Source organism: Bacillus cereus group sp. BfR-BA-01492, from assembly GCF_022662815.1.
In the GTDB taxonomy this organism is placed as follows: Bacteria; Bacillota; Bacilli; order Bacillales; family Bacillaceae_G; genus Bacillus_A; species Bacillus_A cereus_BD.
The window spans coordinates 103000-129100 of sequence record NZ_JAKUEH010000001.1; the positions used below are offsets into that span (position 1 = coordinate 103000).

Consider the following 26101-nt stretch of genomic DNA (forward strand, 5'->3'; position numbering starts at 1 on the left):
TCAGTTTTTTATATGATTATTTTACATAATTCTCTTTCACAACAGTCGCACAACGCTCACATAATGTTTTATGCTCGTCATCGTTGCCAACTGTTTCAGAAACAACCCAGCATCGTTCACAAGTTTCACCGTTTGCTTGTGTAACAAGAACGGCCGTATGTTCATATTTTTGTGCATCCGCTGGTGCTTCTTCCATCGTTCCACCAAGTTTATATTCAGAAACGATAAATAGTTGTTTTAAATCTTCTTGAATAGATTCTAACATTTCTTTCATTTCTGCTGTTGGGAATAATGTAATGCTAGCTGTCAATGATTTACCAATCACTTTCTCATTACGCGCCACTTCTAGTGCTTTTAACACGTCACTACGAAGCGTCATAAATGCATCCCATTTTGTTTTTAATGCTTCCGCACCTTTTAATTCGATAGCTTCTGGCATATCTGTTAATTGGACGCTCTCTTCTGTCACACCTGGAATATATGGCCACACTTCATCAGCCGTATGAGGTAAAATCGGTGTTACAAGTTTCGTTAACGCAACAAGAACATCATATAACACTGTTTGAATTGCACGACGATCATGATGATTTGTCGCTTCAATGTATAAAATATCTTTTGCAAAATCTAAATAGAATGAACTTAAATCGATTGTACAGAAGTTATGAATTGCATGATATACTGCCGCAAAGTCATAAGTTTCATACGCTTCTTTTACTTTCGCAATTAAGTCATTTAATTTCACTAACATATAGCGGTCTACTTCACGCAGTTCCGCTTTTGCTACTGCATCTTGAACCGGATTAAAGTCAGCTAAGTTTCCTAATAGGAAACGGAATGTATTACGGATTTTGCGATATACTTCTGCAACTTGTTTTAAAATATCATCTGAAATACGTACATCAGACTGATAATCAACAGAAGATACCCAAAGGCGTAAAATATCTCCACCTAATTGATCCATAATCTTCTTCGGTACAACAATGTTTCCGATTGATTTACTCATCTTGCGACCTTCACCATCAAGTACGAAGCCGTGGCTTAGCACACCTTTATATGGTGCTTTACCTGTTACAGCAATAGCTGTTGATAACGAAGAGTTAAACCAACCACGATATTGGTCAGATCCCTCTAAATATAAATCAGCCGGACGTTGCAACTCGTCACGTTCTTCTAATACAGCTTGGTGAGAAGAACCAGAATCAAACCATACATCCATAATATCTGTTTCTTTACGGAATTCACCATTTGGACTAGATGGATGTGTGAATCCTTCTGGTAGTAAATCTTTCGCTTCGCGTTCAAACCATACGTTAGAACCATGTTCACGGAATAAGTTTGCTACATGATTAATTGTTTCATCTGTAATAATTGGATCATCATTTTCCGCATAGAACACAGGAATTGGTACACCCCATGCACGTTGACGCGAAATACACCAGTCACCGCGGTCACGAACCATATTATGAAGACGAGTTTCTCCCCACGCTGGTACCCATTTTGTTTCTTTCACAGCTTGTAATAATTCACTGCGGAATGCCTCAATAGATGCAAACCATTGTGCTGTTGCACGGAAAATAATTGGTTTTTTCGTTCTCCAGTCATGTGGATATGAATGCGTAATAAATGTTAATTTCAACAATGCGCCAACTTCTTCTAATTTTTCCGTAATTGGTTTGTTTGCTTTATCATAGAATAAGCCTTCAAATCCAGGTGCTTCACTTGTTAATACACCTTTATCGTCAACCGGACAAAGAACTTCTAGACCATACTTTTGCCCAACAATGAAATCATCTTCCCCGTGTCCAGGTGCTGTATGTACACAACCTGTACCAGCATCTGTCGTTACATGCTCGCCAAGCATAACTAAAGAATCGCGGTCATAGAATGGATGTTTTGCAACTGTATATTCAAGTTCACTACCTTTTACTGTTCTAACAACTTCAGGGTTTTCCCATTCTAATGTTTTTGCCACTGTATCCAACAGTTCAGAAGCAATGATATATTTTTCATCCTTTACTTTAACGATGCTATATTCAAGTTTTGGATGAACAGAAATACCTAAGTTAGCTGGCAATGTCCAAGGCGTCGTTGTCCAAATGATAAATTTCTCGTCACCTTCTAATACGTCTTTTCCATCTTTCACTTCAAATGCAACGTAAATAGATGCTGATTTTTTATCTTTGTACTCAATTTCAGCCTCAGCTAAAGCAGATTCACTCGTGGGAGACCAGTAAACAGGTTTTTGTCCTTTATAGATATAGCCTTTTTTCGCCATTTCTCCAAATACTTTAATTTGTTGTGCTTCATATGCTGGTTCCAAAGTAATATATGGATGATCCCAATCCGCACGTACACCAAGGCGTTTAAATTGTTCACGCTGACGATTTACTTGTTCGTATGCATATTCCGCACATAATTTACGGAATTCTGCAACCGGCATTTCTTTACGCTTTACTCCCTTATTCGTTAAAGCCTGCTCAATTGGTAAACCATGCGTATCCCAACCTGGAACATAAGGAGCACAATAACCAGTCATTGATTTATAGCGTACAATAAAGTCTTTTAATACTTTATTTAGTGCGTGTCCCATATGAATATCACCATTTGCATATGGAGGACCATCGTGTAATACGAATAAAGGACGTCCTTTTGTACGTTCTTGTACTTTTTCATAAATGTTCATTTCAGCCCATTTTTCTTGCATTGCAGGCTCACGTTTTGGTAAATTCCCACGCATTGGGAACTCTGTTTTTGGCATCAGTAATGTATTTTTGTACTCCATGCTCAATTCCTCCTTACATGTATCATAAAAAGACTTAAAAACGAAATAAAAAAGAGACTTTCACATCCCAAAAAGGGACGAGAAAGTCTCCCGCGGTACCACCCTATTAAATCATATACGAATGCACATGATTCACTTTATATTCTTAACGCGAATATACGCCTACGCTTACTCATTTTTTCAGCGCGGAACTCCAGGGTGATTTCCCATTTATCTCCTTATCCTGAGCTCACACCATCCTCAGTTCGCTTTATAAGGGGTGAAAAAGGTACTTATCCCTATCTTCGTTTTTCTTAATCAATATGTTGTTTAAAATTATATGTAATAATGAGAAAAACGTCAAGCTTACACTGTTTCTTCTTTTTTCAACAGTTCGTCCACTTCGTCTTCTAATTCAATGAGCTTGTCCCAATCGTCGTTGTTTAGCATTTCAAGCTGTGTTTCTAATAACATGCGGAAACGAGTACGGAACACTTTTGCTTGTTTCTTTAGCTCTTCAATATCAAAGGCAACTTTTCTTGATTTCACTAACGCTTCATTAATGATTCGATCCGCATTTTTTTCCGCTTCACGAACGATTAGTTTTGCTTCTTTTTGTGCATTGCGTTTTACTTCTTCCGCTGCTTCTTGCGCTACAACAATAGACTTATTTAGCGTGTCCTCAATATTAGAAAAATGATCTAGCTTTCCTTCTAATTGAGCAACCTTCTCTTCTAAAGCTTTCTTTTCACGAATGACTAATTCATAATCTTTAATGATTTGATCAAGAAATTCATTTACTTGATCTTCATCATAGCCACGAAATCCGCGACTAAATTCTTTATTATGAATATCTAATGGTGTTAACGGCACAAACGCCACCTCCAAGTAGTTATCTAAATTTTCCTCTTTTAATTATATCTTTTCTTCGACAAAATAAGAGTTTTTCCTTCTAAAAAATCAATCATTTTAGTATACCATACAAAACTCGCCATTTGTCTTTTTTCGTTCTTCCTTCGACCGAAAACAATTTACTTCTTCCATGTCCTCTGACCGACAGAATATCTCCTGGAAAACATTCATATGAAGTTTGGTCTACAACTTTCCAGTTCACTTTTACAAGCCCATTTTTTATAAGGGGTTGTACTTTTTGACGTGATAGATGCAAAATTTCAGCTAACAATACATCTAAGCGTAGTGACGAAACAGTTCCAGATTGCTCTCTCCATTCATCTTGCAATTGCAAAACATTTCCTGTTGATACAACGAAGAGAGACACCTTTGTTTTTCCAATTGATTGTAAGTTCATTTCAATATAAGAAACAACTTCTTTTGCAACTACAATTTGGGCACGATTTTCTTGAATAAAAATATCACCGTACTTTTCTCTTTTTAAACCAAGGGACATAAGTGCACCTAGTATTTGTCTATGTTCAAGCGTATAAAATTTGGAAGGATAATCAATTTCTAATACTTCTACTTGAAATTCTTCTTCATTTAAAACAAGATAATCTGGGTAAATAAGTGCCCTTTTTCTCTCCGCGTTTGGCGCTGCACCATTGAATTGTAAAGAAACATCTCCTTGCTGTCCAACTATTGTAGCTACAATTTGTTGCTGACGTGGATCAAGGAAATCTGTTAATTTTACTTGATGGTACTCTTCTACTGCTTGTTTCCATTCCAACACTTTATCAACAAAACTTGCCTCTTCAGGCCTAAAATGTTCGTAAATGCTCATGCATGCAACCGATCTTATAAAAAGTAGCCAAATAAAGTTACTAAGCCGCTGCTAGCAAGCTTTAATGCAATAATTGCAACAATCGGAGAAATATCAATTACACCAAGTGGTGGAATTACTCTCCGAAATGGCTCTAAATACGGTTCGCAAATGCGGGCTAAAAACTCACCAACTGCTGATTCTCTAGCGCCTGGAAACCAAGTTAGAAGAATGTAGACAATAAGCGCCCAGGAGTAAATTTGAATGACTAAGAGCAAAGCTTTTAAAATCATAATCATGGCGTATTACCACCTCTTTATATTTGTCTCTTCCTCTTCACCGAATAACTCGGAAATTGCTCCAACAATATCCACATTCTCAGGTGTACACATAAATGTTTTTGGTCCTAACTTTTGAATATCCCCGCCTATAGCGTATACAGTACCACTTAAAAAGTCAACGATGCGTACCGCTTGATCAGTGGACATTCTTTGCAAATTAATGACTACAGCACGCTTTCCTTTTAGATGGTCTGCAATCCCTTGTGCTTCTGAATACGTACGCGGTTCTAACAAAACAACTTTAGAAGATTGCTTTGCTGTTTCAATGCTCACGACATTTTGTTTCGGTTGTACTTTTGTAAATGGTACATCTTGTTGTTCTGGAGGTTCTTGCTGTTTTTTCATTTCTGTTTGCTCCTTTTCGTAAGCATATTGAGCTGCTTCTTTTTCCTCTGGCGTGTCAAAAAAGAAATACTTCACTTTTGACCAACTCATAATACATTCTCCTTCCTTTTATGCTTTTCCTACTAAAATCGTTCCCAAACGAATATATGTAGCACCTTCTTCAATCGCGATTGTATAATCATTAGACATTCCCATTGATAGCTCTTTGCACGGAGCATATGAAAGCCTTAATTCCTGTACTTGCTGTTGCAACATGCGAAGCGCTCTAAAGCAGCCACGTATTTCTGCTTCCTCTTCCGTAAATGGTGCCATTGTCATCAATCCAACAACTTCAATTTTATCAAATTCCTTCAAAGCATGAACAAACTCAATAAGTTCCTCAGCTTGTAACCCTTGTTTTGATTCTTCACGCGATGTTTTTACCTGTATAAAACATTTAACAGGCTTTGTAGCACGCTTTTGAATCTCTTTTGCAAGAGAAAGACGATCTAATGAATGCAAATAGTCAATATGATTAATAATTTCTTTTACTTTTCTCGTTTGTAAGGAACCGATAAAATGCCAATTGGCTTGTGAGCCAAAATGCTCATATTTTTGTAAAAACCCTTCATTTCTGTTCTCACCTAAATCAGTAATCCCGGCCTCTACTACCTCATTCGTTTTTTCAATTCCAACTGTTTTTGTTACTGCAACAAGTTTCACATCATGGATGGAGCGTCCAGCTCGATCACATGCTTGTTTCATCTCTTCATGTATCACTGCTAAATTCTCTTGTACTGTCACTGTCTTTCAATCCTCCTTAAAACCTATGAAACTCAACATTCTTCCTGTCTTTCCTTGGTCGCGGCGATGCGAGAAAAATAATTGTTCTTCACAGCTTGTACAAAGAGATGACATCACAATATGTTCTTCTTTTATGCCAGCTTGTAAGCATACTATACGATTTATCTCTTTTAAGTCAATCGCGTATTGTCCATCTGAAATGACTTTATAAGGAACAGATCCATTTATGACTTGTTTTGCTGCTGATAGGACACGATCATCTACAACATAGCAACACGCTCCAATCGAAGGTCCAATCGCAACGTGAATGTCAGTAGTAGAAACGCCCTCAGCTTTCCATTTTTGAATCATTTCATTTGCAATCTCTTTCACAGTTCCTTTCCATCCAGCATGCGCAAGACCTATCAAACCATGTGAGGGTGCATAGAAAAAGAGAGGCACACAATCAGCATAACAAGATGTTAAACATACATCTTTATCAGCTGTATAGATACCATCAGTCTTTTGGATCCCATCTTCATATACATAAACTCCGCGCCCTTTTTCTTCATGTCCTACTTTTTCTACATGATGATCATGAACCTGTTCCGAACAAATCCAATTTTCTAATGGTTTATGTAACTTATTTGCTAAAATACGTCTATTTTCATGAACATTCTCAATGATATCATTCACATGTAATCCTAAATTCATCGCATGAAAGGAGCCTGTACTTACTCCACCATCTTTTGTTGTAAAGCCAGCAGTAATGTTCCCAAGATCTTCCCATGCTTGTAAATACAATATACCGTCCACATATTTAAATGGTTCTCTCATAAAGCGGCTCCTTCTTCATTAAAATAGCTTAAAAATCATGGTACTTCCTGTCTATTTTACCATACTTTTATTTTTCCATAATGACAACATAAAAAAAAGAGGAATTTGTAATATTCTTTAAGAAATTGTCGGTGTTTGTATTGATTCTGTTACAGAATTGACATGATCTGCTCTTACAAGTATGACATCCTCACCAATTTTTACAATTTTATTCCAATTAATAACAATCTCTTCTTCTCTACCAAATAACCCTAGCATACGTGCTTGCTTTGAAATAATAACAGCTTGAATTTTCCCCGTATGCATATCTATATCAATGTCACCAATATTTCCGAGTTTTTTGCCATCCGAAACATTTACAACATCTTTCATCTGAAATTCTGAAATTCTGATCATTATGATTCACTCCTTTTCCCTCATGAACAGGAAGTAGCCTTCACTGATAGAAAATCCATTTTATTCTCATTATATGAACACTACATTCTCTCTATGAGCGGAATATAAAGCGAAACTTTCAGCTGTGAGGGATTCTTTCATCCGCTACTGATGAAAAGCCTATTTCCATCTATCTTCCTTGTTTCTCTCCAACTCTTATTGCCCTAAAGTAGTGGGATAAACGCGTTTATATGTAAAAAAGGTCTCCCCATAAATGGGGAAACCTTAGCCTTGAATTGTCTTATTCATTTGTTTAATCGCCGACTTCTCTAATCTTGATACTTGCGCTTGGGAAATTCCAATTTCTTCTGCAACTTCCATTTGTGTTTTCCCTTGAAAAAAGCGCTTTCGAATAATCATCTTTTCTCGATCATTGAGTCGTTTCATTCCTTCTTTTAATGCTAATTCTTCAACCCACTGCTCGTCCTTTTGTTTTTCATCGCTCAGCTGATCCATTACAAAAATAGGGTCTCCCCCATCATTATAAATCGGCTCAAATAATGAAACTGGATCTTGAATTGCATCAAGCGCGAACACAATTTCCTCATGTGTAACATCAAGAACTTGCGCAATATCCATCGCTGTTGGCTCTTTGGAGTTTTCAGCAATTAATTTCTCTCTTACTTGCAATGCTTTATACGCAATATCCCGCAATGAACGAGACACGCGGATTGGATTATTATCGCGCAAATATCTTCGTATTTCCCCAATAATCATCGGCACAGCATATGTTGAAAATTTAACATTTTGACTTAAATCAAAATTATCAATGGATTTCATGAGTCCAATGCAGCCAACTTGAAATAAATCATCAACAAATTCTCCTCTATTGTTAAATCGTTGAATGACGCTTAATACAAGTCGTAAATTTCCATTCACTAATTTCTCTCTTGCGCTTGTCTCTCCACTTTGCATTTCTCGAAATAATTTACGCATCTCATCATTTTTTAGTACTGGAAGTTTAGCTGTATCAACACCGCAAATTTCTACCTTATTTCTCGTCAAAGTGTTCCCTCCTATCGGGAGTTGCTGTACAGTGTAAAGTATCTCCTTTGGAGGGAATTTTATGCATACAGTTTTTCTTCTCTTTCTCATAAGCATGTCATAATTTTGCTATCAAGAAACAACAAAAACCAACCGGGCTTCCGATTGGTCTTCGCATTCTCTATCATATGACGTTCTTTTTCATACTTCCTTTATACCATCTTATTAAATTCTTTTCGTAACCTTTTTATAATTCTTTTTTCCAAACGAGAAATATAAGACTGCGAAATCCCTAACATATCGGCTACATCTTTTTGTGTTTTCTCTTCGCCACCTGCAAGCCCGAAACGCAGCTCCATAATTTGTTTCTCTCGATCATTTAATTGATGTAAAGCTTTCATGAGAAGATATCGATCTACATTAGCTTCTAAATCCTTTGTAATAATGTCGTCATCCGTACCAAGCACATCTGAGAGCAACAACTCATTCCCATCCCAATCAATATTTAACGGTTCATCAAACGATACTTCAGAACGATTTTTATTATTTCTACGTAAATGCATAAGAATTTCATTTTCAATACACCGAGATGCGTATGTCGCTAATTTAATTTTCTTTTCAGGGTTAAAGGTATTTACCGCTTTAATCAAGCCGATTGTGCCAATACTGATTAAGTCCTCTATATTAATCCCTGTATTTTCAAATTTACGAGCTATATATACGACGAGACGTAAATTTCGCTCAATTAATAAAGACCTGGCCGCTTGATCCCCTTTTGGTAATTTATTTAATAAAACTTCTTCTTCCTCTTTTGTTAAAGGTGGTGGTAATGCCTCACTGCCACCAATATAATAAATTTCATCGGTCTTAATTCCCAACTTCAACAATATTTTATACCAAAGATAAACGAAATACAGCTTCAATTTCACCATGTTTCCCCACCTCTCATTATTAAGCAATCGTTACTTTTTGTGATAGCAACATCTTCGGATGCACGATACATTGATACTCTCCATTAGTAGAAAACCGTTGTGTATTTAAGCCAAGTAACACTTTATTTACAATGATATTTCGTCCTTCATGTTGAACATGAACAATATCAGGCTTAATAGCCCATAAAAATTGATGATCAATTCCTACTGCTCGAAAAGGAATTAAGCGCAATCGCGTCGCCCAGCCCGAATCATCTTCCGGTATTTGAGGAACCTCCGTTTTCGCATAAACTTGTTCGGTTAACCATGTTGGCAAACAATGTTCTAAACATGAAATATGGATAACCATAACTGGTGTTTTCGTTAATGGATCATGAAGCTGATTTCCACTATCAATTAAACCATCTAACACAATTTCATTTTCTGCAAGTTTAATATTCACTTTAATAATTTGATCATAATGAATTTTCGTTACTTCTACATTTTCAATTCGCTTCTTCGAAAAATAATAAATAATAGGAAAACCAACAACAACAAACATCCAACTGACTGGATCGCCATAAGAAATAGATTGTGATTGTACCAAACCATTTACCTTTTCATTTGTTTGGAGGAAAAAATGAGTTCCTATTAACCCTCCTCCTACCATGAATGTAACAAAATAAAAAGTAAAAACGGTCTGTGCATAATCTCTAAAATTCGAAAAACCAAATGTTGCATACACAATGCATAACGAATATAGTAGTTTCATAATTGGATGTGTCATCATAGAAGAAAAAGGAGTAAAGGCAAAAATAACAATTGTGGAACCAATCAACGCTCCCAGCACTAGCCTCCATCTTTTGATCCTCTTTTTTAGCACAGTTGCTGTTAATAAAAGTAAAAGAAAATCAATGCAGGCGTTTAACAACCAAACAATGTCGGCGTAAACAACCAAACCATTCACCTCTTTTTTTTAGTTGAGACTAGTATAATGCATATCCAATGAGAAAGTGTGTCAATTTGCGGAGTGGTTTTTTTGTTATTTTGGTGGTTCTAGACAGAATCTGTCGCGGAGAATAGGAAACAAGCAAAAGGGACCTATAAAAATATAGATCCCTTTTGCTTGTTGTAATAGTTTTCAAAATAAAAAGGAGCTTTATAAATGCTCCTTTTTATTTCCTTATCTTCTACGACGGTTGCGTAAAAATGCTGGAATATCAATATCATCTGCATCTGTATTACGATCGTGCATAACAGGCTCTTCGCGCTTCACTTCTCGTTTTACTTCACGATGTTTTGGTGGTTGAACCGCAGCCTGTGGTTGTACATGATTTGAATTTACTTTTGGACGTACTAATGGTTTTGGTTGCTGTGCTACAATGCTATCATCGAAGCCAGTTGCAATAACAGTTACAACAATATCATCTTTTAATCCTTCATTGATAACAGAACCAAAAATCATATTCACTTCAGGATCTGAAGCTGAAGCTACAATGTCTGCTGCTTCTTGTACTTCATATAAACTTAAGTTTGCGCCACCTGTAATATTCATAATAACACCTTGCGCACCATCAATAGATGTTTCTAGCAATGGGCTAGAAATTGCCTTTTTCGCAGCCTCTGCAGCACGGTTTTCACCATTACCAGAACCGATACCCATTAATGCTGAACCTCTATTAGACATAATTGTTTTTACGTCTGCAAAGTCTAAGTTAATTAAACCAGGCGTTGCAATTAAATCTGAAATACCTTGAACACCTTGACGTAATACGTTATCCGCTTCACGGAAAGCTTCTAACATTGGTGTGTTTTTATCTACAATCTCTAATAAGCGATCATTTGGAATGACAATCAATGTATCTACATTTTCTTTAAATGCAGCGATACCAGATGCTGCTTGCGTAGCACGTTTGCGTCCTTCAAATGTAAACGGGCGTGTTACAACACCTACTGTTAATGCGCCTAATTCCTTTGCAACTTGTGCAACAACTGGAGCTGCACCAGTTCCAGTGCCACCGCCCATACCAGCCGTTACAAAGACCATATCTGCACCGCGAAGTGCTTCTTGAATCTGCTCTTTACTCTCTTCAGCAGCTTTTTTTCCTACTTCAGGATTCGCACCAGCACCAAGCCCACGCGTTAGTTTTTCACCAATTTGCATTTTCGTTTCAGCTTTTGATAGATTTAATGCTTGTGCATCAGTATTCACAGCGATAAAGTCTACACCTTGTACGCCATGTTCAATCATACGGTTCACAGCATTATTTCCGCCACCGCCGACACCGATAACTTTAATATTCGCTAATTGATCTTGAGTAGTATCAAACTCTAACATGTCGAAATCCCCCTAGAACCTCATTTTTCGTGTCCAAATTTAATCCCATAAATACTGGAATACACGTTTTACTTTTGACATCATACGTTCATCTTTTTGTTTTTTGTTGTTTTGATTACGAGTTTTTTGTTTCGCTGGTTGCTGTTGTTGTACCGACATAGGCGCAGGCATCGGTTCAAACTGCTCCTCTGTTTCTTGAACACTTTTTCCTCGTAATTTTGCTTTTTGGTAAGAGTATTTGATTAATCCAACCCCAATTGTATATTGAGGTTCGCGAACACCGATATAATCTGGCGTTGTGATACGAACATTTTCATGTAAAATATCATACGCAAGATCAAGAACACCTGGCATAGAAGCAATACCACCTGTGAGCACATAACCAGAAGCTACCTGCTTCACTCCCAATTTACGCACCTCTTCTTGAACAAGCATTAAAATTTCCTCTACACGCGCTTCGATAATATCAGATAACTCTAGTTGAGAGTATTGTTCTGTTTGGTCACTTCCCATAATAGGAACTGTGAACACCTCTTCTTCAGAAGCAGTGTCATAAAAGGCATGTCCATATTTCAGTTTAATTTGATCCGCATTCTCTGTTGAAGTTTTTAGTCCAATTGCAATATCCTTCGTTATGTGATCTCCACCAATTGGCAATACACTTGTTGCTTGTAACTCTCCATCTCTAAAAATAGCTAAAGTCGTAGAACCTCCGCCAATATCAACAAGGGCTACTCCTCTATTTTTTTCATCTGATGATAAAGCAACTGTGGCAGCTGCTAAAGGCTGTAAACAAATATCAACAATTTCAAGACCCGCTTTCTCTACACAACGAAGTAAGTTATGTAGTAAAGTTCGTGAGCCTGTAATTAATGTACCTTCCATCTCTAATCTTACACCAATCATCCCGCGTGGATCGTTAATCTCGTCAAGACCATCTACAATAAACTGTCGAGGTACCACATCAATAAATTCACGTTCAGGAGCAATCGATACAACTTGTGCTGCATCTAGAACTCGTAAAACATCTTCATTCCCGATTTCACGATCTTCATTTGAAACAGCTACTACTCCATGACAAGGGAGTAACTGCACTTGGTTTGCATTGACACCTACAACAACCTGTTCAATATGGATTCCTACCATACGCTCAGCTTGTTCAATTGCTTTTTTTATCGATTGAACAGTCTCGTCTATGTCAACTATTGAGCCTTTTTTTAAACCATTTGATTTTACATTTCCAACACCAATAATGTTTAAACCATCATTGACCATTTCACCAATAATGACTTTAACATTGGATGTACCGATGTCAAGACTAACATATATTTCATTGCTGTTCATTCTTTGGCACCTCCTTCTTTATTTATACCATACAACTCCATATATGGAACAACAATCGCAGCTTTACTATTTATAAGAAAAATATTCAACGTCTTTATGCATTTCCCTTTTTTAACCCTATATTTTTCTTATTTTTATTTCATATTCATTTTAAAATAGGCTGTAACCCACAAATGAATGCTTTATCTTGAAATAATTCTATTTCAAGTGTAAAGACTACCGCCAAATATAAGTCTACACTAAGATGTTCTTATAGAAAAGTGAAACTTGTATCAATACTAGTGTGAATCAAAGAAAATCTAAATAATTTTTAGCAAATCGTTCCTTATCGCTAAATAAAATCCAACTAAAAGAACATACGTGCTTATATGCTATTAAAAAGAAACAAAACTACTATTCTACTATTTCTTCTTTTCATCATCTAAATATTTAAAGTATGTGGCAACCTCCAAATCAATGAAAGCCTTTCTACCCGGCTCAATTTGTTTCAAAATTAATGGATAAGCTTCCATTCGCTTTGCAAAATCTTGAATGGTTGTACTAACTTCATAACCTTCATTCATATATAAGGTAAGATGACTTTCATTTGAATTCGTTGGAGTATAACGAATCTCAGAAATGGATCTTAGAATAGTTGGAGTTAATTTTTCTAATTCTGAAATTAATTCTTTCATTTTTTCCTCTTTAAACGGTTCAAAAATTGGAGCTGCGACAGGCAACTTTCCGCTCGGTAGTATATCTAATGTTTTCCCATTTGCTAAAAGCGGTTGTAACTTCCCATCCTTATTAATATAACCTATCGTTACATATTCTTCGATGTGTATGTCAATTTTATTAGGAAAACGTTTCTTAACATCTACCGATTTAATTTCTATTTGTTTCTTTAAATTTTCTTCTGCTTGACGTGCTGTTACTCGGAAATAACTTGTTTCATACGTTATTCCAGACTTTTTCATAACCTGTTCATCTGTCATATAATGATTACCAAAAACACTGATCTTTTTTATATTACTTAGCGGAGACCGAAAATAAATTAAAAAGAGCACTAATAAAAATAAAATTGATATGTATAAAATTAATCGGTGATTGACAGGCGGTTTATTCCTCTTCTTTTGATTTTTTAATTTTGGTACACGATCTTGTAGTTTAATAATTTTACTATTTTTCATGTACGATCCCCCTATGTAACATAAAGAACGGCATGTTTGTCATGCCGTTCTATCTTCTTATTATACCATAAATGATATCGAGCGGAACAGATAACAGTTATCTTCCAATGATTTCTACTTCTGTATGCATATCTATATCAAATTTCTCTTTGATGTTTCTTTTAACAAATCCAATTAAGTCCAAAACATCTTGAGCTGATGCTATTCCTGTATTAACAATAAAATTCCCATGCATTTCAGACACTTTCGCACCACCAATTTGATATCCACGAAGTCCAGCCCTTTCGATTAAATCTCCAGCAAAATGTGGCAACGGATTTCTAAATATACTTCCGGCACAAGGGTGGCTCCACGGCTGTGTGTCACGGCGATAATCTTTATTCTTTTGCATCATGCGAACGATTTCTTCTCGATTTCCTCGTTCGAGTTGAAATTCAGCTCCTAATACAATGCCTGGAAGCTTTGTCTGTAAAACGGAAGTACGGTAAGAAAATCCCATTTCTTCTTTTGACAACCAAGTAACTGTTCCATCTTCAAACATAACGTAAGCTCTCGTTAAAATTTTCGAAATATCGGATTTATGAGCCCCAGCATTCATGTATACCGCACCGCCAACACTTCCTGGAATTCCACTTGCAAATTCCAATCCTGCTAATCCTTGGCGGCTAAGTAATGTTGACAACTTAATAAGAGGGTATCCTCCACCAACTCTTACAGTAGCTTCTTCGACTTCAAGATGGTCTAATCCTTCTCCTAAGCGAATCACAACCCCCTCTATACCTTTATCAGAAACAAGAAGGTTGGAACCACGTCCAATTGCCGTCCAGTTCACTTTATATTTCTTCACTAAAGCTAAAATCTTTTCAATACTAGAAATGCTTGTCGGTGTAACAAATATATCAGCTGGCCCACCTATTTTCATAGTTGTATATCGAGCTAATGATTCATCTAGAAACACTTTCCCAACCTTTGCTTCTATGAGTTCCTTTGCTAATTGTTTCATGATGATCTCCTCCATATTAAGTCTCCTTATTACAGTAATATGCAGGACATTCACCTAAGGTTATTTTTTCATAAGTTGTTTCATGACTTCAAATAGCTTATTCGCCGCATCTGGAATTCCTAACTGTTTCGCAGCTAATTTCATATTTTGCAATGTTTGAGTGTTTAACAAAATTTCATCAATATTATGAAGAAGCGTTTCAGCTGTTAAATCTTTTTCAAGAAGCATTTTAGCTGCTCCTTTATCAACAATTGTTTTCGCATTTTTCTCTTGATGATTGTTTGTCACATAAGGACTCGGAATAAGAATACTTGGCTTTCCTAACGCAGTCAATTCTGCCAATGTCGTTGCACCAGCTCGTGAAACAACAAGATCTACGCCAGTAAGTACCTCTGGCATATTATGAATAAACGGCTTAATAATAACGTTATCCGGATTTCCTTTTTCTCTCACAATTTCCATAACTTTATCATAATGCACTTCACCAGTAATATACAATACTTCATAGTTTTTGTTGCCAAATTGTTCAATCGCTTCTACAAAAGCATCATTAATCGGTCTTGCGCCACGGCTTCCGCCAAAAATAAGAACCGATTTTTTAGAAAGTGATAATCCAACAGAACGCTTCCCTTTCATTCCATTTTGATTCATTACTTCCGATGCACGCGGATTTCCCGTCATTACGACTTTAGATTGTGGGAAGTGTTCCGAAGCTGCTTCAAAACAAACTGCAACTTTATCCACATAGCGACTTAAAAACTTATTTGTTACCCCTGGTACACTATTTTGTTCGTGCACAATCGTTGGAATTCCTAATTTTGCTGCTGCATATACAACAGGACCACATACATATCCACCCGTTCCAATTACAACATCAGGATTAAAACGACGAATATATCTTTTACTATCTTGCACACCTTTCACAAAACGCATAACTGTTTTCACATTATCAAAGGATATTTTACGTTTAAATCCACTAATTACAATGGATTGGAATGGTATACCTGCCTTTGAAACAATCATACTTTCCAGTCCATTTTCTGTACCGATATATAAAAATCGTGCTTCTGGATGTAGCTTCTTTATCTCTCTAATTAAAGCAAGGGCTGGATATATATGGCCACCTGTGCCACCACCACTAACTAATATTCGCACTACAAATTCCTCCGCTTCTCTATTCTAATTTCAATTGTACACATGTTTATATTTGTATGATAAAGTGAAACTTTGATGAGCCCTCACCAATCGGGCTATTGCGGGATAAATGACGTTCTCATACATACGAAAAACCCTGTCTTATAAACAGGGTTTAGTAGCGAGAATGGCGGCTTATATTCAACAATACGCCAACTGCCATTAGCATCAAAGTCAAACTTGATCCACCATAACTTAAAAATGGCAAAGTAATTCCTGTAACAGGCATCAGCCCTGTTACAACACCAACATTAATCATCACTTGAATCGCAATCATCGCCACAATACCTACTGCTAAAAACGTACCATATAAATCAGGCGCTCCTAACGCTATACGAATTCCGCGCCATAATAACAGACTAAATAATAATAACACAAACGAACCGCCAATAAAACCTAGTTCTTCTGACAAAATTGCAAATATAAAATCTGTTTGTGGTTCTGGTAAATATAGAAACTTTTGTCTGCTTTGTCCTAGTCCTAGTCCAAATAAACCACCTGGACCAATCGCAAGTAATGATTGAATAATTTGGAATCCACTTCCAAGAGGATCCGACCAAGGATCTAAATAAGATGTAATTCGCTTTATTCGATAAGGTGCCGAGGCAATTAATCCAACAAATCCAGCCATACCAACTAATCCTAACATTGCAAAATGAAAAACGCGGGCTCCTGAAATAAAGATCATAATAATACATGTCCCAACCATAACTGTTCCTGTTCCTAAATCCGGCTGAAGCATAATCATTCCAAAAGCGACAAAAACAAAACTAAGTGCAGGAAGTAACCCTCGTTTAAACGATGGAATTACCTTCTGTTTTTCCGCCAAAAATTTGGCTAAGAAAATAATCATCGCAAATTTCATAAACTCTGAAGGTTGAATGGAAAACGCTCCGATACCAATCCAGCTCCGCGCTCCTCCTCGAACAAGTCCGACTCCAGGAATGAGAACAAGAATAAGAAGAATAAAACAAACGAGTAAAATGACCTTGGAGTAGGTTCGCCACACCCAATAATCGACTTTCATAATAAAAAACATCGCCACTACTCCAAGTCCTGCAAATAGTAGTTGCCGTTTCGCAAAAAAGAATGAATCTCCCATCTTATAGGAAGCCCAGACAGCACTTGCACTGTAGACCATAATCATTCCGATTGTTAATAATAAAAGTGTAACAATAATGAGAATAAAATCAGGCGTTTTTTTCATTGGCATTGACCACCACCTTTATAGACAAAGCATTTTTGTCCTATGTAACAAAACATCAGTAGGTGTCAGCCTACTGATGTTTTGATTTACTTTATATAAGTTTATGCACAGCTTGTATAAAAATGTCTCCTCTTTCTTCAAATGTTTTAAATTGATCCCAGCTCGCGCATGCTGGTGAAAGTAAGATAACATCTCCATCAGTAGAGTGAGCATATGCTCTTTCTACCGCTTCTTCTAAATGATTGACAGTTTCAATAATTGCTAACCCTGCTTTTTCAGCTGCATGAACTAGTTTCGGTGCAGTTTGTCCATATGTTACAATCGCTTTTACATGTTGTTCAAAATATGGAATTAAATCATCAAATTCATTCCCGCGATCTAGTCCACCTGCAAGTAGAATGACAGGGCTTGTAAATGCTGATAATGCCTTCTCAGTCGCCAACATATTCGTTGCTTTTGAATCATTATAAAACTTTCGGTTATGAATCGTTGTCACATATTCTAAGCGATGCTTTACACCTGTGAATCGTTTTAACACGGCAACAATTGCCTCATTTGCTACACCTAACAATTTCGCAATACTCATTGCCGCCAAAATATTTTCCAGGTTGTGTTTACCTGGTAAAACAACGTCCTTGATTTCAACAACTTTCTCACCTTTAAAATAAAGAGCATTCTCTTTTATACATGCGCCATCTTCAATTTCTTTTGTAGCAGAAAACAATATCTTTTGCCCTTTGCTATCGGCAGATAATGCCATCACATCTGCATCATCTGCATTTATCACACTATAATCTGCTGCCGTCTGGTTTTTAAAAATATTCGCTTTCGCTAAACCATATTCTTTTTTTGTACCATGGTAATCTAAATGTGCTTCAAATAAGTTTAAAAACGCTGCAACCTTAGGCTGAAATGTCTCTACACCCATTAATTGAAATGACGAAAGTTCCGTCACAAGCACTTCATTCCCTTTCACTGATTGTGCTACTTCACATGCTACTGTTCCTATGTTACCAGCAATAACGGGATGCTTTTCTCCCTCTTTTAACATTTCAAACGTTAGCATTGTTGTTGTTGTTTTACCATTTGACCCTGTAATACCAATAAATGGTACCTCTGAAATACGATATGCTAATTCTATTTCAGTGATAATAGGAATCTGTTTCTCTTTCGCTGCAACTAGCAGTGGATTGGAATAGGGGATTCCTGGATTTTTCACTACAAGCGCAATATTTCTTTCTAATAATTCTAATGGATGTCCCCCGCATACTACATCCATTCCTTTCGCTTGTAGTTCTGCTGCTAACTCATTATTCGCTAAAGGCTTTCCATCATTTACAATGACATTTGCTCCTAAGCTTTTTAATAAATTTGCTGCTGCATAACCACTTTTTGCAATGCCTAATACAAGAATATTTTTATTTTGATAATCAGTTACCGTTTTCAATTACATCCACACCCCGATATAAATTCCTAATACTGCTAGTAAAAATCCTACAGACCAAAATGTTACAACAACACGCCATTCTGACCAACCACATAATTCATAATGATGATGTAGTGGACTCATTTTAAAGACACGTTTTCCAGTTGTTTTAAATGAAATAACTTGGATAATAACAGATAAAGTTTCCATTACAAATACGCCGCCGATAATAACAAGTAATAATTCTTGTTTTAACAAAATCGCCACAGCTGCAATTGCACCACCTAAAGCAAGTGAGCCTGTATCACCCATAAAGACTTTGGCTGGATTCGCATTAAATACTAAGAACCCAAGTACAGCCCCTACAACTGCCATACAGAAAATCGCTACAGCATATTGCTCTTGCGCTACTGCTATGATACTAAACGCACCAAATGCGATAGCGGCTGTTCCTGATAGCAAACCATCTAGTCCGTCTGTCAAATTGACTGCATTTGATCCCCCAATAAGCATAAACAACACAAGAATAAAATATGCCCAGTGTAAATCAAATTTCATATCCGTTCCTGGAATCATTAAATGTGTATCAAACCCTTGCCCTTTCGCAATAGCAAAAAACGCAATGGCAATAATCAGTTGCCCAAGTAATTTCTGTTTTGATGTTAAACCAAGATTACGTTTCTTAACGACTTTTATATAATCATCTAAAAACCCAATCAACCCGTAACCGAACGTTACTAATAATAGTAATGACACTTCTGCGCCTAAATGTTCAAACTTAATTGCCATAATGAGTGTTGTTACCATCATAGACACGTAAATAACAATACCACCCATCGTTGGTGTTCCTGATTTTTTTTGATGCGATTTTGGTCCTTCATCGCGAATGCTCTGTCCAAACTTTAATTTTCGTAAAAACGGAATAAACAATGGCGAAAGGGCAACTGAAATTAAGAACGCTACCCCAGCCGTTACTAATAAACCTTGTTCAAGCACATGTAGTCCCCCTCTCATGTTGTTACTCTCTGTTGTTTAAACGTTCTGTGATTGCTTCTTTAGCAACTTCACGATCGTCAAAATGATGTACTTCTTTTCCAATAATTTGATACGTTTCATGACCTTTTCCAGCAATAATAATAATATCATCCGCTTGTGCTTCAGAAATAGCATGAAAAATCGCTTTCTTCCGATCAACAATTACTTCATAATTATTCCCTTTTACACCAGTTAACATATCATCCAAAATAGCTTGTGGATCTTCACTTCTCGGATTATCTGAAGTTAAGATAGCATGCGTTGCATATTCTGTCGCGACACCTGCCATAATCGGTCTTTTCGTTTTATCACGATCCCCACCGCAACCAACGATGCAATATACATTACCTTTTGCAAATTGCTTCGCCGTTGTTAATACATTTTCTAAACTATCAGGCGTATGCGCATAATCAACAATTACTGTATAATCCTGACCACCATCTACAACTTCAAATCGACCTGCGACACCAGTTAAATGTTCTAAAACATCTATGATTGTTTGCAGAAATACACCAGATACAAGTCCTGCTGCTGTAGCGGCTAAAGCATTATATACATTAAACTTCCCAATTAATTTCATCGTAATTTTTTTACTTTCGTACGGTGTAACAAGAGTAAATGTCGTACCGCCGCTTGTCATAACGATATCCTTCGCCATTACATCACTGTGGGTATCAATTCCATACGTAACAACCGTAGCCGCTGTACTTCTTATATACCCTTCTGTTGCTGCATCATCATTATTTAATACGGCATACTTTTCACGATTATGATGATAGCTATTACCAAGCTGAGCAAAAAGTAATCCTTTAGCATGCTTATACTCTTCCATCGTCTTGTGATAATCTAAATGATCTTGTGTTAAATTTGTAAATACTGCTACATCATAATCACAACCATGTACACGACCCAGATCTAATGCATGTGAAGAAACTTCCATGACTGCACTATTCACATTTTCTTCCACCATACGGTGAAATGTTTGTTGAAGCGTCAATGCATCAGGTGTTGTATTTTTCACTGCAAATGTTTCATCACCGATTTTCATATTAATTGTTCCAATTAGTCCTGTTTTATGACCGTGTGCTCGCATAATTTCATCTATAATGTGCGATGTTGTTGTCTTTCCATTTGTACCTGTAATACCAATGAGGTGCAATTTATGTGTTGGCTGCTCATAAAAATAGTCCGCTAACACAGCTAATGAACGAAAAGTATCTTTCACAAGTACAACTGGAACGTCAACATCAATCGGTCTTTCCGCAACAATAGCAGCCGCACCTTGCGCGGCTGCTTGCTCAGCAAAATCATGGCTATCAACCGTATATCCTTTCATACATACAAATAAGCTTCCATTTGTTACCTTACGTGAATCTGCTTCAATAGATGTAATTTCTGGATTTTCTTTTGGAACAACTGGAAAATCATGCAAACATGATACAAGTGTGTGCAACTTCATTTCACTAAACCCTCTCTACATTGTTTATTTATCTTTTTTATTAAATAAGTTACCTCCCACTTCTCATTTGAATCGGGAGGTAACGACCCCATGGTCTAAAAGCAACCATGTATGAATGAGACACACGATTGTCTCATTCCAGTCCACTCACCTTTCGTTCTCATACTTAAAAATCATATGTCTTCTTTTCATAAGAATGAATTTTCATGAGAACATTTCTCTAAATGATAGAACTAACTTCCACCAATTGTACCATAAAACACAATCTCTTACCTTTAATTACCGAAGTAAATTCTAATTTTTGAGCCTTCTTTTACTTTTGTACCAGCTTCTGGTGATTGCTTAATCACCTTTTTTCCTTCACCGCTCACATCAAGCTTCAAGTCTATGAGTTGTGTTTGTAAATCTTTTTTATCCATACCAATTAAATCTGGAACTTCTACAGTAGGTGTATCGCCCCATTTATATTCTTTTTCCACTTGTTCTTTTCTCGGCTCTACCCCCATAGCAGGAAGAACATCACGAAGTATATTCCCTACAATCGGTGCAGCAACTACACCACCAAATTGCGTGATCCCTTTCGGGTTATCAACGGCAACATACACAACAATTTGCGGATCATCTGCTGGTGCAAAGCTGATAAAAGATACAATATAGTTATTGTCTAAATATTTTCCATCCTTTACCTTTTGCGCTGTTCCTGTCTTTCCTCCAACACGATACCCATCAATATAAGCGCTCCTACCAGAACCTTTCGCAACAACATTCTCTAACGCATATCGAACCTTCTCTGATGTTTCCTTGGAAATAACCTTCCTTTTCGCACTTGGACTTTTCTTACTGACAACTTGTTTCGTAATTGGATCAACAAATTCTTTAGCAATATAAGGTTGATATAAATTCCCACCATTGACAGCAGCTGCTACCGCGGCAACTTGCTGAATGGGTGTAACAGAAACCCCTTGCCCAAATGATGTTGTCGCTTGTTCAACTGGTCCTACCTTATCAAGATTAAATAAAATCCCTTTCCCTTCTCCTTGCAAGTCAATTCCCGTTTTTTGCCCAAACCCAAAATCTCGAATATATTGGAATAACTTTTCTTTACCGAGGCGATCTCCAAGCTCAATAAATCCAGGGTTACAAGAGTTTTGCACGACTTCTAAAAACGTTTGACTTCCGTGGCCTCCAGCTTTCCAGCATCGCAGCCTAGCGCCACCAACTTCAGCTGCTCCATCATCATAAAACGTATCTTTCTCTAAGTCTACTAATTTTTCATTTAAAGCCGCAGCTAAGGTAATAATTTTAAAAGTTGATCCTGGTTCATATGTACTCCATACGGGCAAGTTTCGATTAAATACTTCTGGAGAAACGCTTTGAAAATCTGCTGGATCAAAACTTGGACGACTCGACATCCCCAGTATCTCACCATTTTTCGGATTCATCGCAATTGCGATCATACCATCCGGATTATAAGTCGAATCCGCGATATTTAGTTCCCTCTCCATGATTGCTTGTATACGAGAGTCAATTGTTAACCTTAAATTCAAACCCGCTTCTGGCTTTTTAAAGTCGTCTCCCACATTAGGCATTCGCTGCCCTTTTGCATCAGCAAAAAAACGAACATAACCTTTGTCACCATTTAGCTCTTTATCATAATATGCTTCAAGCCCCATCAAACCTTGATTATCGCTCCCAGCAAATCCTAACACATGCGCTAAATATTTACCAAATGGATAATGCCGAATAGAATCTTCAGCAATATATACACCTTTTAAACTTAACCCTCGTACTTCTTTCGCCTTATCATGCGAAATTTTCCTTCCACCTTTGTCGAGTCTCACGATAGATTCTTTCTTTGTAATTCGTTTATAAATTTCTTCTCTCTCCACACCTAAAACTGCAGCCAACTTCTCTGCAGTTTCCGCTGGATTTTCGAGTTGTCTTGGTACAACAAAAACAGTTGGCGCACTTTTATTTGTTGCGAGTTCTACACCATTTCGATCTAAAATCTTCCCACGCTCTGGTTCAAAGGTAATATTACGACTCCATGAATCTTTTGCACGATCCGTTAGCATATTCCCAAGGAAAAATTGTACATATCCAAGCCGAATATCGATAATCGTAAAAACAAGCAAGCCACATATCAGTATAAAAATTAGTCGTTTTCTCACCGTTACATTCGAGACACGCATATTGGAACAAGCCCCCCTTACGCCTAGCTTGTTCCAATATATGCTTGTACCGATTTGATTAGAACTTTCTACTTTTGTTTATCACTTTCACAATTTCCTACTGTGGCTCCTCTGCCTCTTGTTGTGGTTCAAGTGGTGGTATAAGTGTCACAGCTAATTCCGTCCCTGGTTGCAACAATGCCCCTTCTTCCACATTTTGCTCGGTTACATATCCTGTTCCAGAAGGTTTTAAATTGAGATTTAACGTTTTTGCTAAATTCATCACATCTCGCAGTGCCCAGCCTTGGATATTCGGCATCTTTGGTTTCTCACCAACTAAGAAAATACGATCACCTTTTAATGTTTTTTCAGTCGCTTTCGGCACTTGTTGCTTCACTTTACCTTCACCTAGTATAGTTGGTCTAACATTCACTTTTTCTAGTATTTTTTTTGCTTCTTCCATTGTTTTTCCTGTAACATCCGGAACGACTACTTGCTGTTCTTTCACATATTTCTTCGGATCTTTTACTTCCTTCGGTTTAATCTTTAAATATTCTAAGCTATCTTTTGTTACCGATTTGAAAATTTCAGCAAGCGGCTTTGCTCCGTATTCATCGTCTTTTAGTTTTGGTTGTTTAATTGCTAAGTAAACAACCAATTGAGGATCATCCATCGGTGCCATACCGAGGAAAGAGAAAATATAATTTTCTCTACCAGTCATGTACCCACCTTTTCCATCAGGAATTTGTGCTGTACCCGTTTTACCACCTACTGAATATCCGTCAATCTTATAGGCATTACCTGTTCCTTTTGGTGATGTAACGACACGTTCTAATAATTGTCTAACTTGCGCCGCCGTTTCTTTTGAAACTGGTTTCCCTACCTCTTCTGGTTTATGTTGTAGTTCTACCTTTCCTGTTATCGGATCTACAATTCGATCAATAACATATGGTTTCATCATTTTCCCTTCATTTGCAATCGCTGTTGCAGCTTGTACAAGCTGTATTGGAGTTACAGTAGAGCCTTGACCAAACGCAGTTGTTACTTGCTGAATTTGCGAATCAAATACAATTTTATTATCAACTTCTCCTGGCAAATCGATGCCAGTCTTTTCATCCAAGCCAAACTTATGAATATATTGACGGAATAAATCTGGACCAAGTTTTTTATCCCCCAAAATTGCAAATGCAACGTTAGAAGAACGTTCAACTCCTTCATCAAATGTAATGGATCCCCATCCAGCACCGCCGTTATGGTCTTTTATTCTCCGGTTGCCAACTGGATACGTACCAGATTGATAATATTCTTGTCCATTATATTTTCCTTCATTAATTGCTGCTGCTAATGTAAATATTTTCATTGTTGATCCTGGCTCAAATGTAGTTGCAACTGGTACATTTAAGTAGTTCTCTATCTTCGGTTTATTCGGATCATAACTAGGACTACTAGACATTGCTAATATTTTCCCTGTTTTCGGATCAGCGACCACTGCCGTTAGCATTCCTGGTTCATAATGCTCTGCCGCTGCCTTCATTGCATTTTCTAAAAAGCTTTGAATGCGCTGATCAATTGTCAAATAGACATTATCGCCGTTTTTAGGAGGCTTTATACTTTGTTTTCCGCCTTCAAGAGGAACACCGTTATGCCCTCCTGTATATCCTACACTTCCATTAGAAGCGCGTAAAAACTTATCTAAACTCTTTTCTAAGCCTCCCGCCCCTACTGTGGCACCTTCATCATTTATCCTTGAGTACCCTAGTATGTAAGAAGCGAAGTCTCCATTTGGATATACCCTAGCTTTTTCTGTAATAAACGAAATTCCAGGTATCTTTAAAGCTTCTATTTGTTCTTTCGTTTCTTTCGTTAAATTCTTTCCTAACGCTCCAAATTCTACTTGGCTCTTGTCTTTTTTTAGAGTCGTTAAAATTTTCTCTTCATCTTTATCAAGTACACTAGCGATTTTTTTCGCTGCATCTTCTTTGTTTTTAACGGCATTATCACCTTTAAGTGCCGCAACAAGCTTATATGAGTTTGCATCCTGCGCAAGAACATGACCATTTTGATCATAAATGGTACCGCGGTTTGCTTCTAGTACACCTGTTTTATTATGTTTAGCTTGGGCTAGTTTCCTTAAATCTTGATTATGCACTGTTCCTGTTGCTTGAATATAAAAGAATCGGGCTAACAACAGCAAAAAGAGCAGGAGGAAAAATATCATAAAGTAACCTGCTCCCTTATTGGTATGAAATTTGTTCATGTTCATCTTCATCATTGTTTCACACCTATTTGCATTAATGTAAGCCTTTCACATTATTTGCATTAATTTCTAGCCCGTGTTTTTTTGCAATTTTAGCGATTCGCTCATAACGACTTAACTTTTCTACTTCAGCTTGCAACTCTTGATTCTCTTTTTGTTGTTTCACAATTGTATCTTCTATCTTCGCTGCTTCTCTATCCACTTGATATAATCCCGCTTTATTTCCAATAAACGCCACACAAGCGTATAATAAAAAGCCGATAAATGCCACATACAACAACTTCTCTATTCGTGTAATCTTCGCCTTCTTTGGCTGTACCATCTGCTGCGGCGCTTGCGATTGTACTTGTACCTGTTCTTGCGTTTGTTGTTTGTACTTTACAGCTAAATTACTCATACCTCTCT

General features: G+C 37.0%; 23 protein-coding genes and 1 other annotated feature. All 23 genes read right to left on the minus strand.

Going from position 1 to position 26101, the window contains the following annotated elements; translation table 11 throughout:
- Window positions 1–16: 16 nt before the first annotated feature.
- The 23 genes from ileS to ftsL all read right to left on the minus strand — a co-directional run bounded on the left by ileS (window position 17) and on the right by ftsL (window position 26093).
- Window positions 17–2782, minus strand: a complete 2766-nt coding sequence (gene ileS, locus MR063_RS00520) for an isoleucine--tRNA ligase (RefSeq protein WP_242192766.1) — start codon at window positions 2780–2782, stop codon at window positions 17–19.
- 70 nt (window positions 2783–2852) lie between these two features.
- Window positions 2853–3076, minus strand: a binding site (T-box leader).
- Between the two features lie 51 nt (window positions 3077–3127).
- Window positions 3128–3634, minus strand: coding sequence for a septum site-determining protein DivIVA (gene divIVA / locus MR063_RS00525; RefSeq protein ID WP_097895105.1), 507 nt, complete (start codon window positions 3632–3634; stop codon window positions 3128–3130).
- 91 nt (window positions 3635–3725) lie between these two features.
- Window positions 3726–4499 (minus strand): YlmH family RNA-binding protein, encoded by a 774-nt coding sequence (locus MR063_RS00530; RefSeq protein WP_242144487.1) that lies wholly within the window; start codon window positions 4497–4499, stop codon window positions 3726–3728.
- A 14-nt stretch (window positions 4500–4513) separates the two neighbouring features.
- Window positions 4514–4777 carry a YggT family protein gene (locus MR063_RS00535; protein ID WP_242144486.1) on the minus strand — a complete coding sequence of 88 codons (264 nt, stop codon included), beginning with the start codon at window positions 4775–4777 and terminating at the stop codon, window positions 4514–4516.
- Window positions 4778–4783: 6 nt separating this feature from the next.
- Window positions 4784–5254 carry a cell division protein SepF gene (locus MR063_RS00540; RefSeq protein ID WP_242144485.1) on the minus strand — a complete coding sequence of 157 codons (471 nt, stop codon included), beginning with the start codon at window positions 5252–5254 and terminating at the stop codon, window positions 4784–4786.
- Between the two features lie 18 nt (window positions 5255–5272).
- Window positions 5273–5947 (minus strand): YggS family pyridoxal phosphate-dependent enzyme, encoded by a 675-nt coding sequence (locus tag MR063_RS00545; RefSeq protein ID WP_242192767.1) that lies wholly within the window; start codon window positions 5945–5947, stop codon window positions 5273–5275.
- Window positions 5948–5953: 6 nt separating this feature from the next.
- On the minus strand, window positions 5954–6763 hold the full coding sequence (gene pgeF, locus MR063_RS00550; protein ID WP_242192768.1) for a peptidoglycan editing factor PgeF: 810 nt from the start codon (window positions 6761–6763) through the stop codon (window positions 5954–5956).
- 117 nt (window positions 6764–6880) lie between these two features.
- On the minus strand, window positions 6881–7159 hold the full coding sequence (locus tag MR063_RS00555) for a YlmC/YmxH family sporulation protein (protein ID WP_012094992.1): 279 nt from the start codon (window positions 7157–7159) through the stop codon (window positions 6881–6883).
- Window positions 7160–7423: 264 nt separating this feature from the next.
- The gene (gene sigG / locus MR063_RS00560) at window positions 7424–8203 is read right to left on the minus strand and encodes an RNA polymerase sporulation sigma factor SigG (protein WP_012094993.1); all 780 of its coding nucleotides are present in this window, start codon (window positions 8201–8203) and stop codon (window positions 7424–7426) included.
- 191 nt (window positions 8204–8394) lie between these two features.
- Complete coding sequence (sigE, locus tag MR063_RS00565; protein WP_242144482.1) at window positions 8395–9114, minus strand: RNA polymerase sporulation sigma factor SigE; 720 nt, start codon at window positions 9112–9114, stop codon at window positions 8395–8397.
- Between the two features lie 19 nt (window positions 9115–9133).
- Window positions 9134–10051, minus strand: coding sequence for a sigma-E processing peptidase SpoIIGA (gene spoIIGA / locus MR063_RS00570; protein WP_242192769.1), 918 nt, complete (start codon window positions 10049–10051; stop codon window positions 9134–9136).
- A gap of 225 nt (window positions 10052–10276) precedes the next feature.
- Window positions 10277–11431, minus strand: coding sequence for a cell division protein FtsZ (gene ftsZ / locus MR063_RS00575; RefSeq protein WP_242192772.1), 1155 nt, complete (start codon window positions 11429–11431; stop codon window positions 10277–10279).
- Window positions 11432–11470: 39 nt separating this feature from the next.
- Window positions 11471–12775 (minus strand): cell division protein FtsA, encoded by a 1305-nt coding sequence (gene ftsA, locus MR063_RS00580; RefSeq protein WP_242192773.1) that lies wholly within the window; start codon window positions 12773–12775, stop codon window positions 11471–11473.
- 401 nt (window positions 12776–13176) lie between these two features.
- Window positions 13177–13944 (minus strand): cell division protein DivIB, encoded by a 768-nt coding sequence (divIB, locus tag MR063_RS00585; RefSeq protein WP_242192774.1) that lies wholly within the window; start codon window positions 13942–13944, stop codon window positions 13177–13179.
- 97 nt (window positions 13945–14041) lie between these two features.
- A complete protein-coding gene (gene murB, locus MR063_RS00590) occupies window positions 14042–14947 on the minus strand; it encodes a UDP-N-acetylmuramate dehydrogenase (protein WP_242192776.1) in 906 nt (301 codons plus the stop codon).
- A 60-nt stretch (window positions 14948–15007) separates the two neighbouring features.
- Window positions 15008–16102, minus strand: coding sequence for an undecaprenyldiphospho-muramoylpentapeptide beta-N-acetylglucosaminyltransferase (gene murG, locus MR063_RS00595; protein WP_242192778.1), 1095 nt, complete (start codon window positions 16100–16102; stop codon window positions 15008–15010).
- 154 nt (window positions 16103–16256) lie between these two features.
- Complete coding sequence (gene spoVE, locus MR063_RS00600; RefSeq protein WP_242144475.1) at window positions 16257–17354, minus strand: stage V sporulation protein E; 1098 nt, start codon at window positions 17352–17354, stop codon at window positions 16257–16259.
- Between the two features lie 85 nt (window positions 17355–17439).
- Window positions 17440–18795: a UDP-N-acetylmuramoyl-L-alanine--D-glutamate ligase gene (murD, locus tag MR063_RS00605; protein WP_242192779.1), complete on the minus strand. Its 1356-nt coding sequence runs from the start codon at window positions 18793–18795 to the stop codon at window positions 17440–17442.
- A complete protein-coding gene (gene mraY, locus MR063_RS00610) occupies window positions 18796–19770 on the minus strand; it encodes a phospho-N-acetylmuramoyl-pentapeptide-transferase (protein ID WP_242144473.1) in 975 nt (324 codons plus the stop codon).
- Between the two features lie 22 nt (window positions 19771–19792).
- Window positions 19793–21268 (minus strand): UDP-N-acetylmuramoyl-L-alanyl-D-glutamate--2,6-diaminopimelate ligase, encoded by a 1476-nt coding sequence (locus MR063_RS00615; RefSeq protein ID WP_242192780.1) that lies wholly within the window; start codon window positions 21266–21268, stop codon window positions 19793–19795.
- Window positions 21269–21543: 275 nt separating this feature from the next.
- Window positions 21544–23460, minus strand: a complete 1917-nt coding sequence (locus MR063_RS00620; protein ID WP_242144471.1) for a stage V sporulation protein D — start codon at window positions 23458–23460, stop codon at window positions 21544–21546.
- A 97-nt stretch (window positions 23461–23557) separates the two neighbouring features.
- A complete protein-coding gene (locus MR063_RS00625; RefSeq protein ID WP_242193321.1) occupies window positions 23558–25708 on the minus strand; it encodes a penicillin-binding protein in 2151 nt (716 codons plus the stop codon).
- A gap of 22 nt (window positions 25709–25730) precedes the next feature.
- Window positions 25731–26093 (minus strand): cell division protein FtsL, encoded by a 363-nt coding sequence (ftsL, locus tag MR063_RS00630; protein WP_242144470.1) that lies wholly within the window; start codon window positions 26091–26093, stop codon window positions 25731–25733.
- Window positions 26094–26101: the final 8 nt, after the last annotated feature.

Excerpts from the sequence above, each read along its gene's own strand:
- spoVE (WP_242144475.1), bottom strand. The coding sequence starts at position 17,354 with ATGCCAATGAAAAAAACGCCTGATTTTATTCTCATTATTGTTACACTT.
- MR063_RS00535 (WP_242144486.1), bottom strand. The coding sequence starts at position 4,777 with ATGATTATGATTTTAAAAGCTTTGCTCTTAGTCATTCAAATTTACTCC.
- MR063_RS00615 (WP_242192780.1), bottom strand. The coding sequence starts at position 21,268 with ATGAAGTTGCACACACTTGTATCATGTTTGCATGATTTTCCAGTTGTT.
- ftsA (WP_242192773.1), bottom strand. The coding sequence starts at position 12,775 with ATGAACAGCAATGAAATATATGTTAGTCTTGACATCGGTACATCCAAT.
- MR063_RS00530 (WP_242144487.1), bottom strand. The coding sequence starts at position 4,499 with ATGAGCATTTACGAACATTTTAGGCCTGAAGAGGCAAGTTTTGTTGAT.
- MR063_RS00620 (WP_242144471.1), bottom strand. The coding sequence starts at position 23,460 with ATGCGTGTCTCGAATGTAACGGTGAGAAAACGACTAATTTTTATACTG.
- MR063_RS00625 (WP_242193321.1), bottom strand. The coding sequence starts at position 25,708 with ATGAAGATGAACATGAACAAATTTCATACCAATAAGGGAGCAGGTTAC.
- murB (WP_242192776.1), bottom strand. The coding sequence starts at position 14,947 with ATGAAACAATTAGCAAAGGAACTCATAGAAGCAAAGGTTGGGAAAGTG.
- MR063_RS00555 (WP_012094992.1), bottom strand. The coding sequence starts at position 7,159 with ATGATCAGAATTTCAGAATTTCAGATGAAAGATGTTGTAAATGTTTCG.
- divIB (WP_242192774.1), bottom strand. The coding sequence starts at position 13,944 with ATGAAAAATAGTAAAATTATTAAACTACAAGATCGTGTACCAAAATTA.
- MR063_RS00540 (WP_242144485.1), bottom strand. The coding sequence starts at position 5,254 with ATGAGTTGGTCAAAAGTGAAGTATTTCTTTTTTGACACGCCAGAGGAA.
- ileS (WP_242192766.1), bottom strand. The coding sequence starts at position 2,782 with ATGGAGTACAAAAATACATTACTGATGCCAAAAACAGAGTTCCCAATG.
- ftsL (WP_242144470.1), bottom strand. The coding sequence starts at position 26,093 with ATGAGTAATTTAGCTGTAAAGTACAAACAACAAACGCAAGAACAGGTA.
- sigE (WP_242144482.1), bottom strand. The coding sequence starts at position 9,114 with ATGGTGAAATTGAAGCTGTATTTCGTTTATCTTTGGTATAAAATATTG.
- pgeF (WP_242192768.1), bottom strand. The coding sequence starts at position 6,763 with ATGAGAGAACCATTTAAATATGTGGACGGTATATTGTATTTACAAGCA.
- ftsZ (WP_242192772.1), bottom strand. The coding sequence starts at position 11,431 with ATGTTAGAGTTTGATACTACTCAAGATCAATTAGCGAATATTAAAGTT.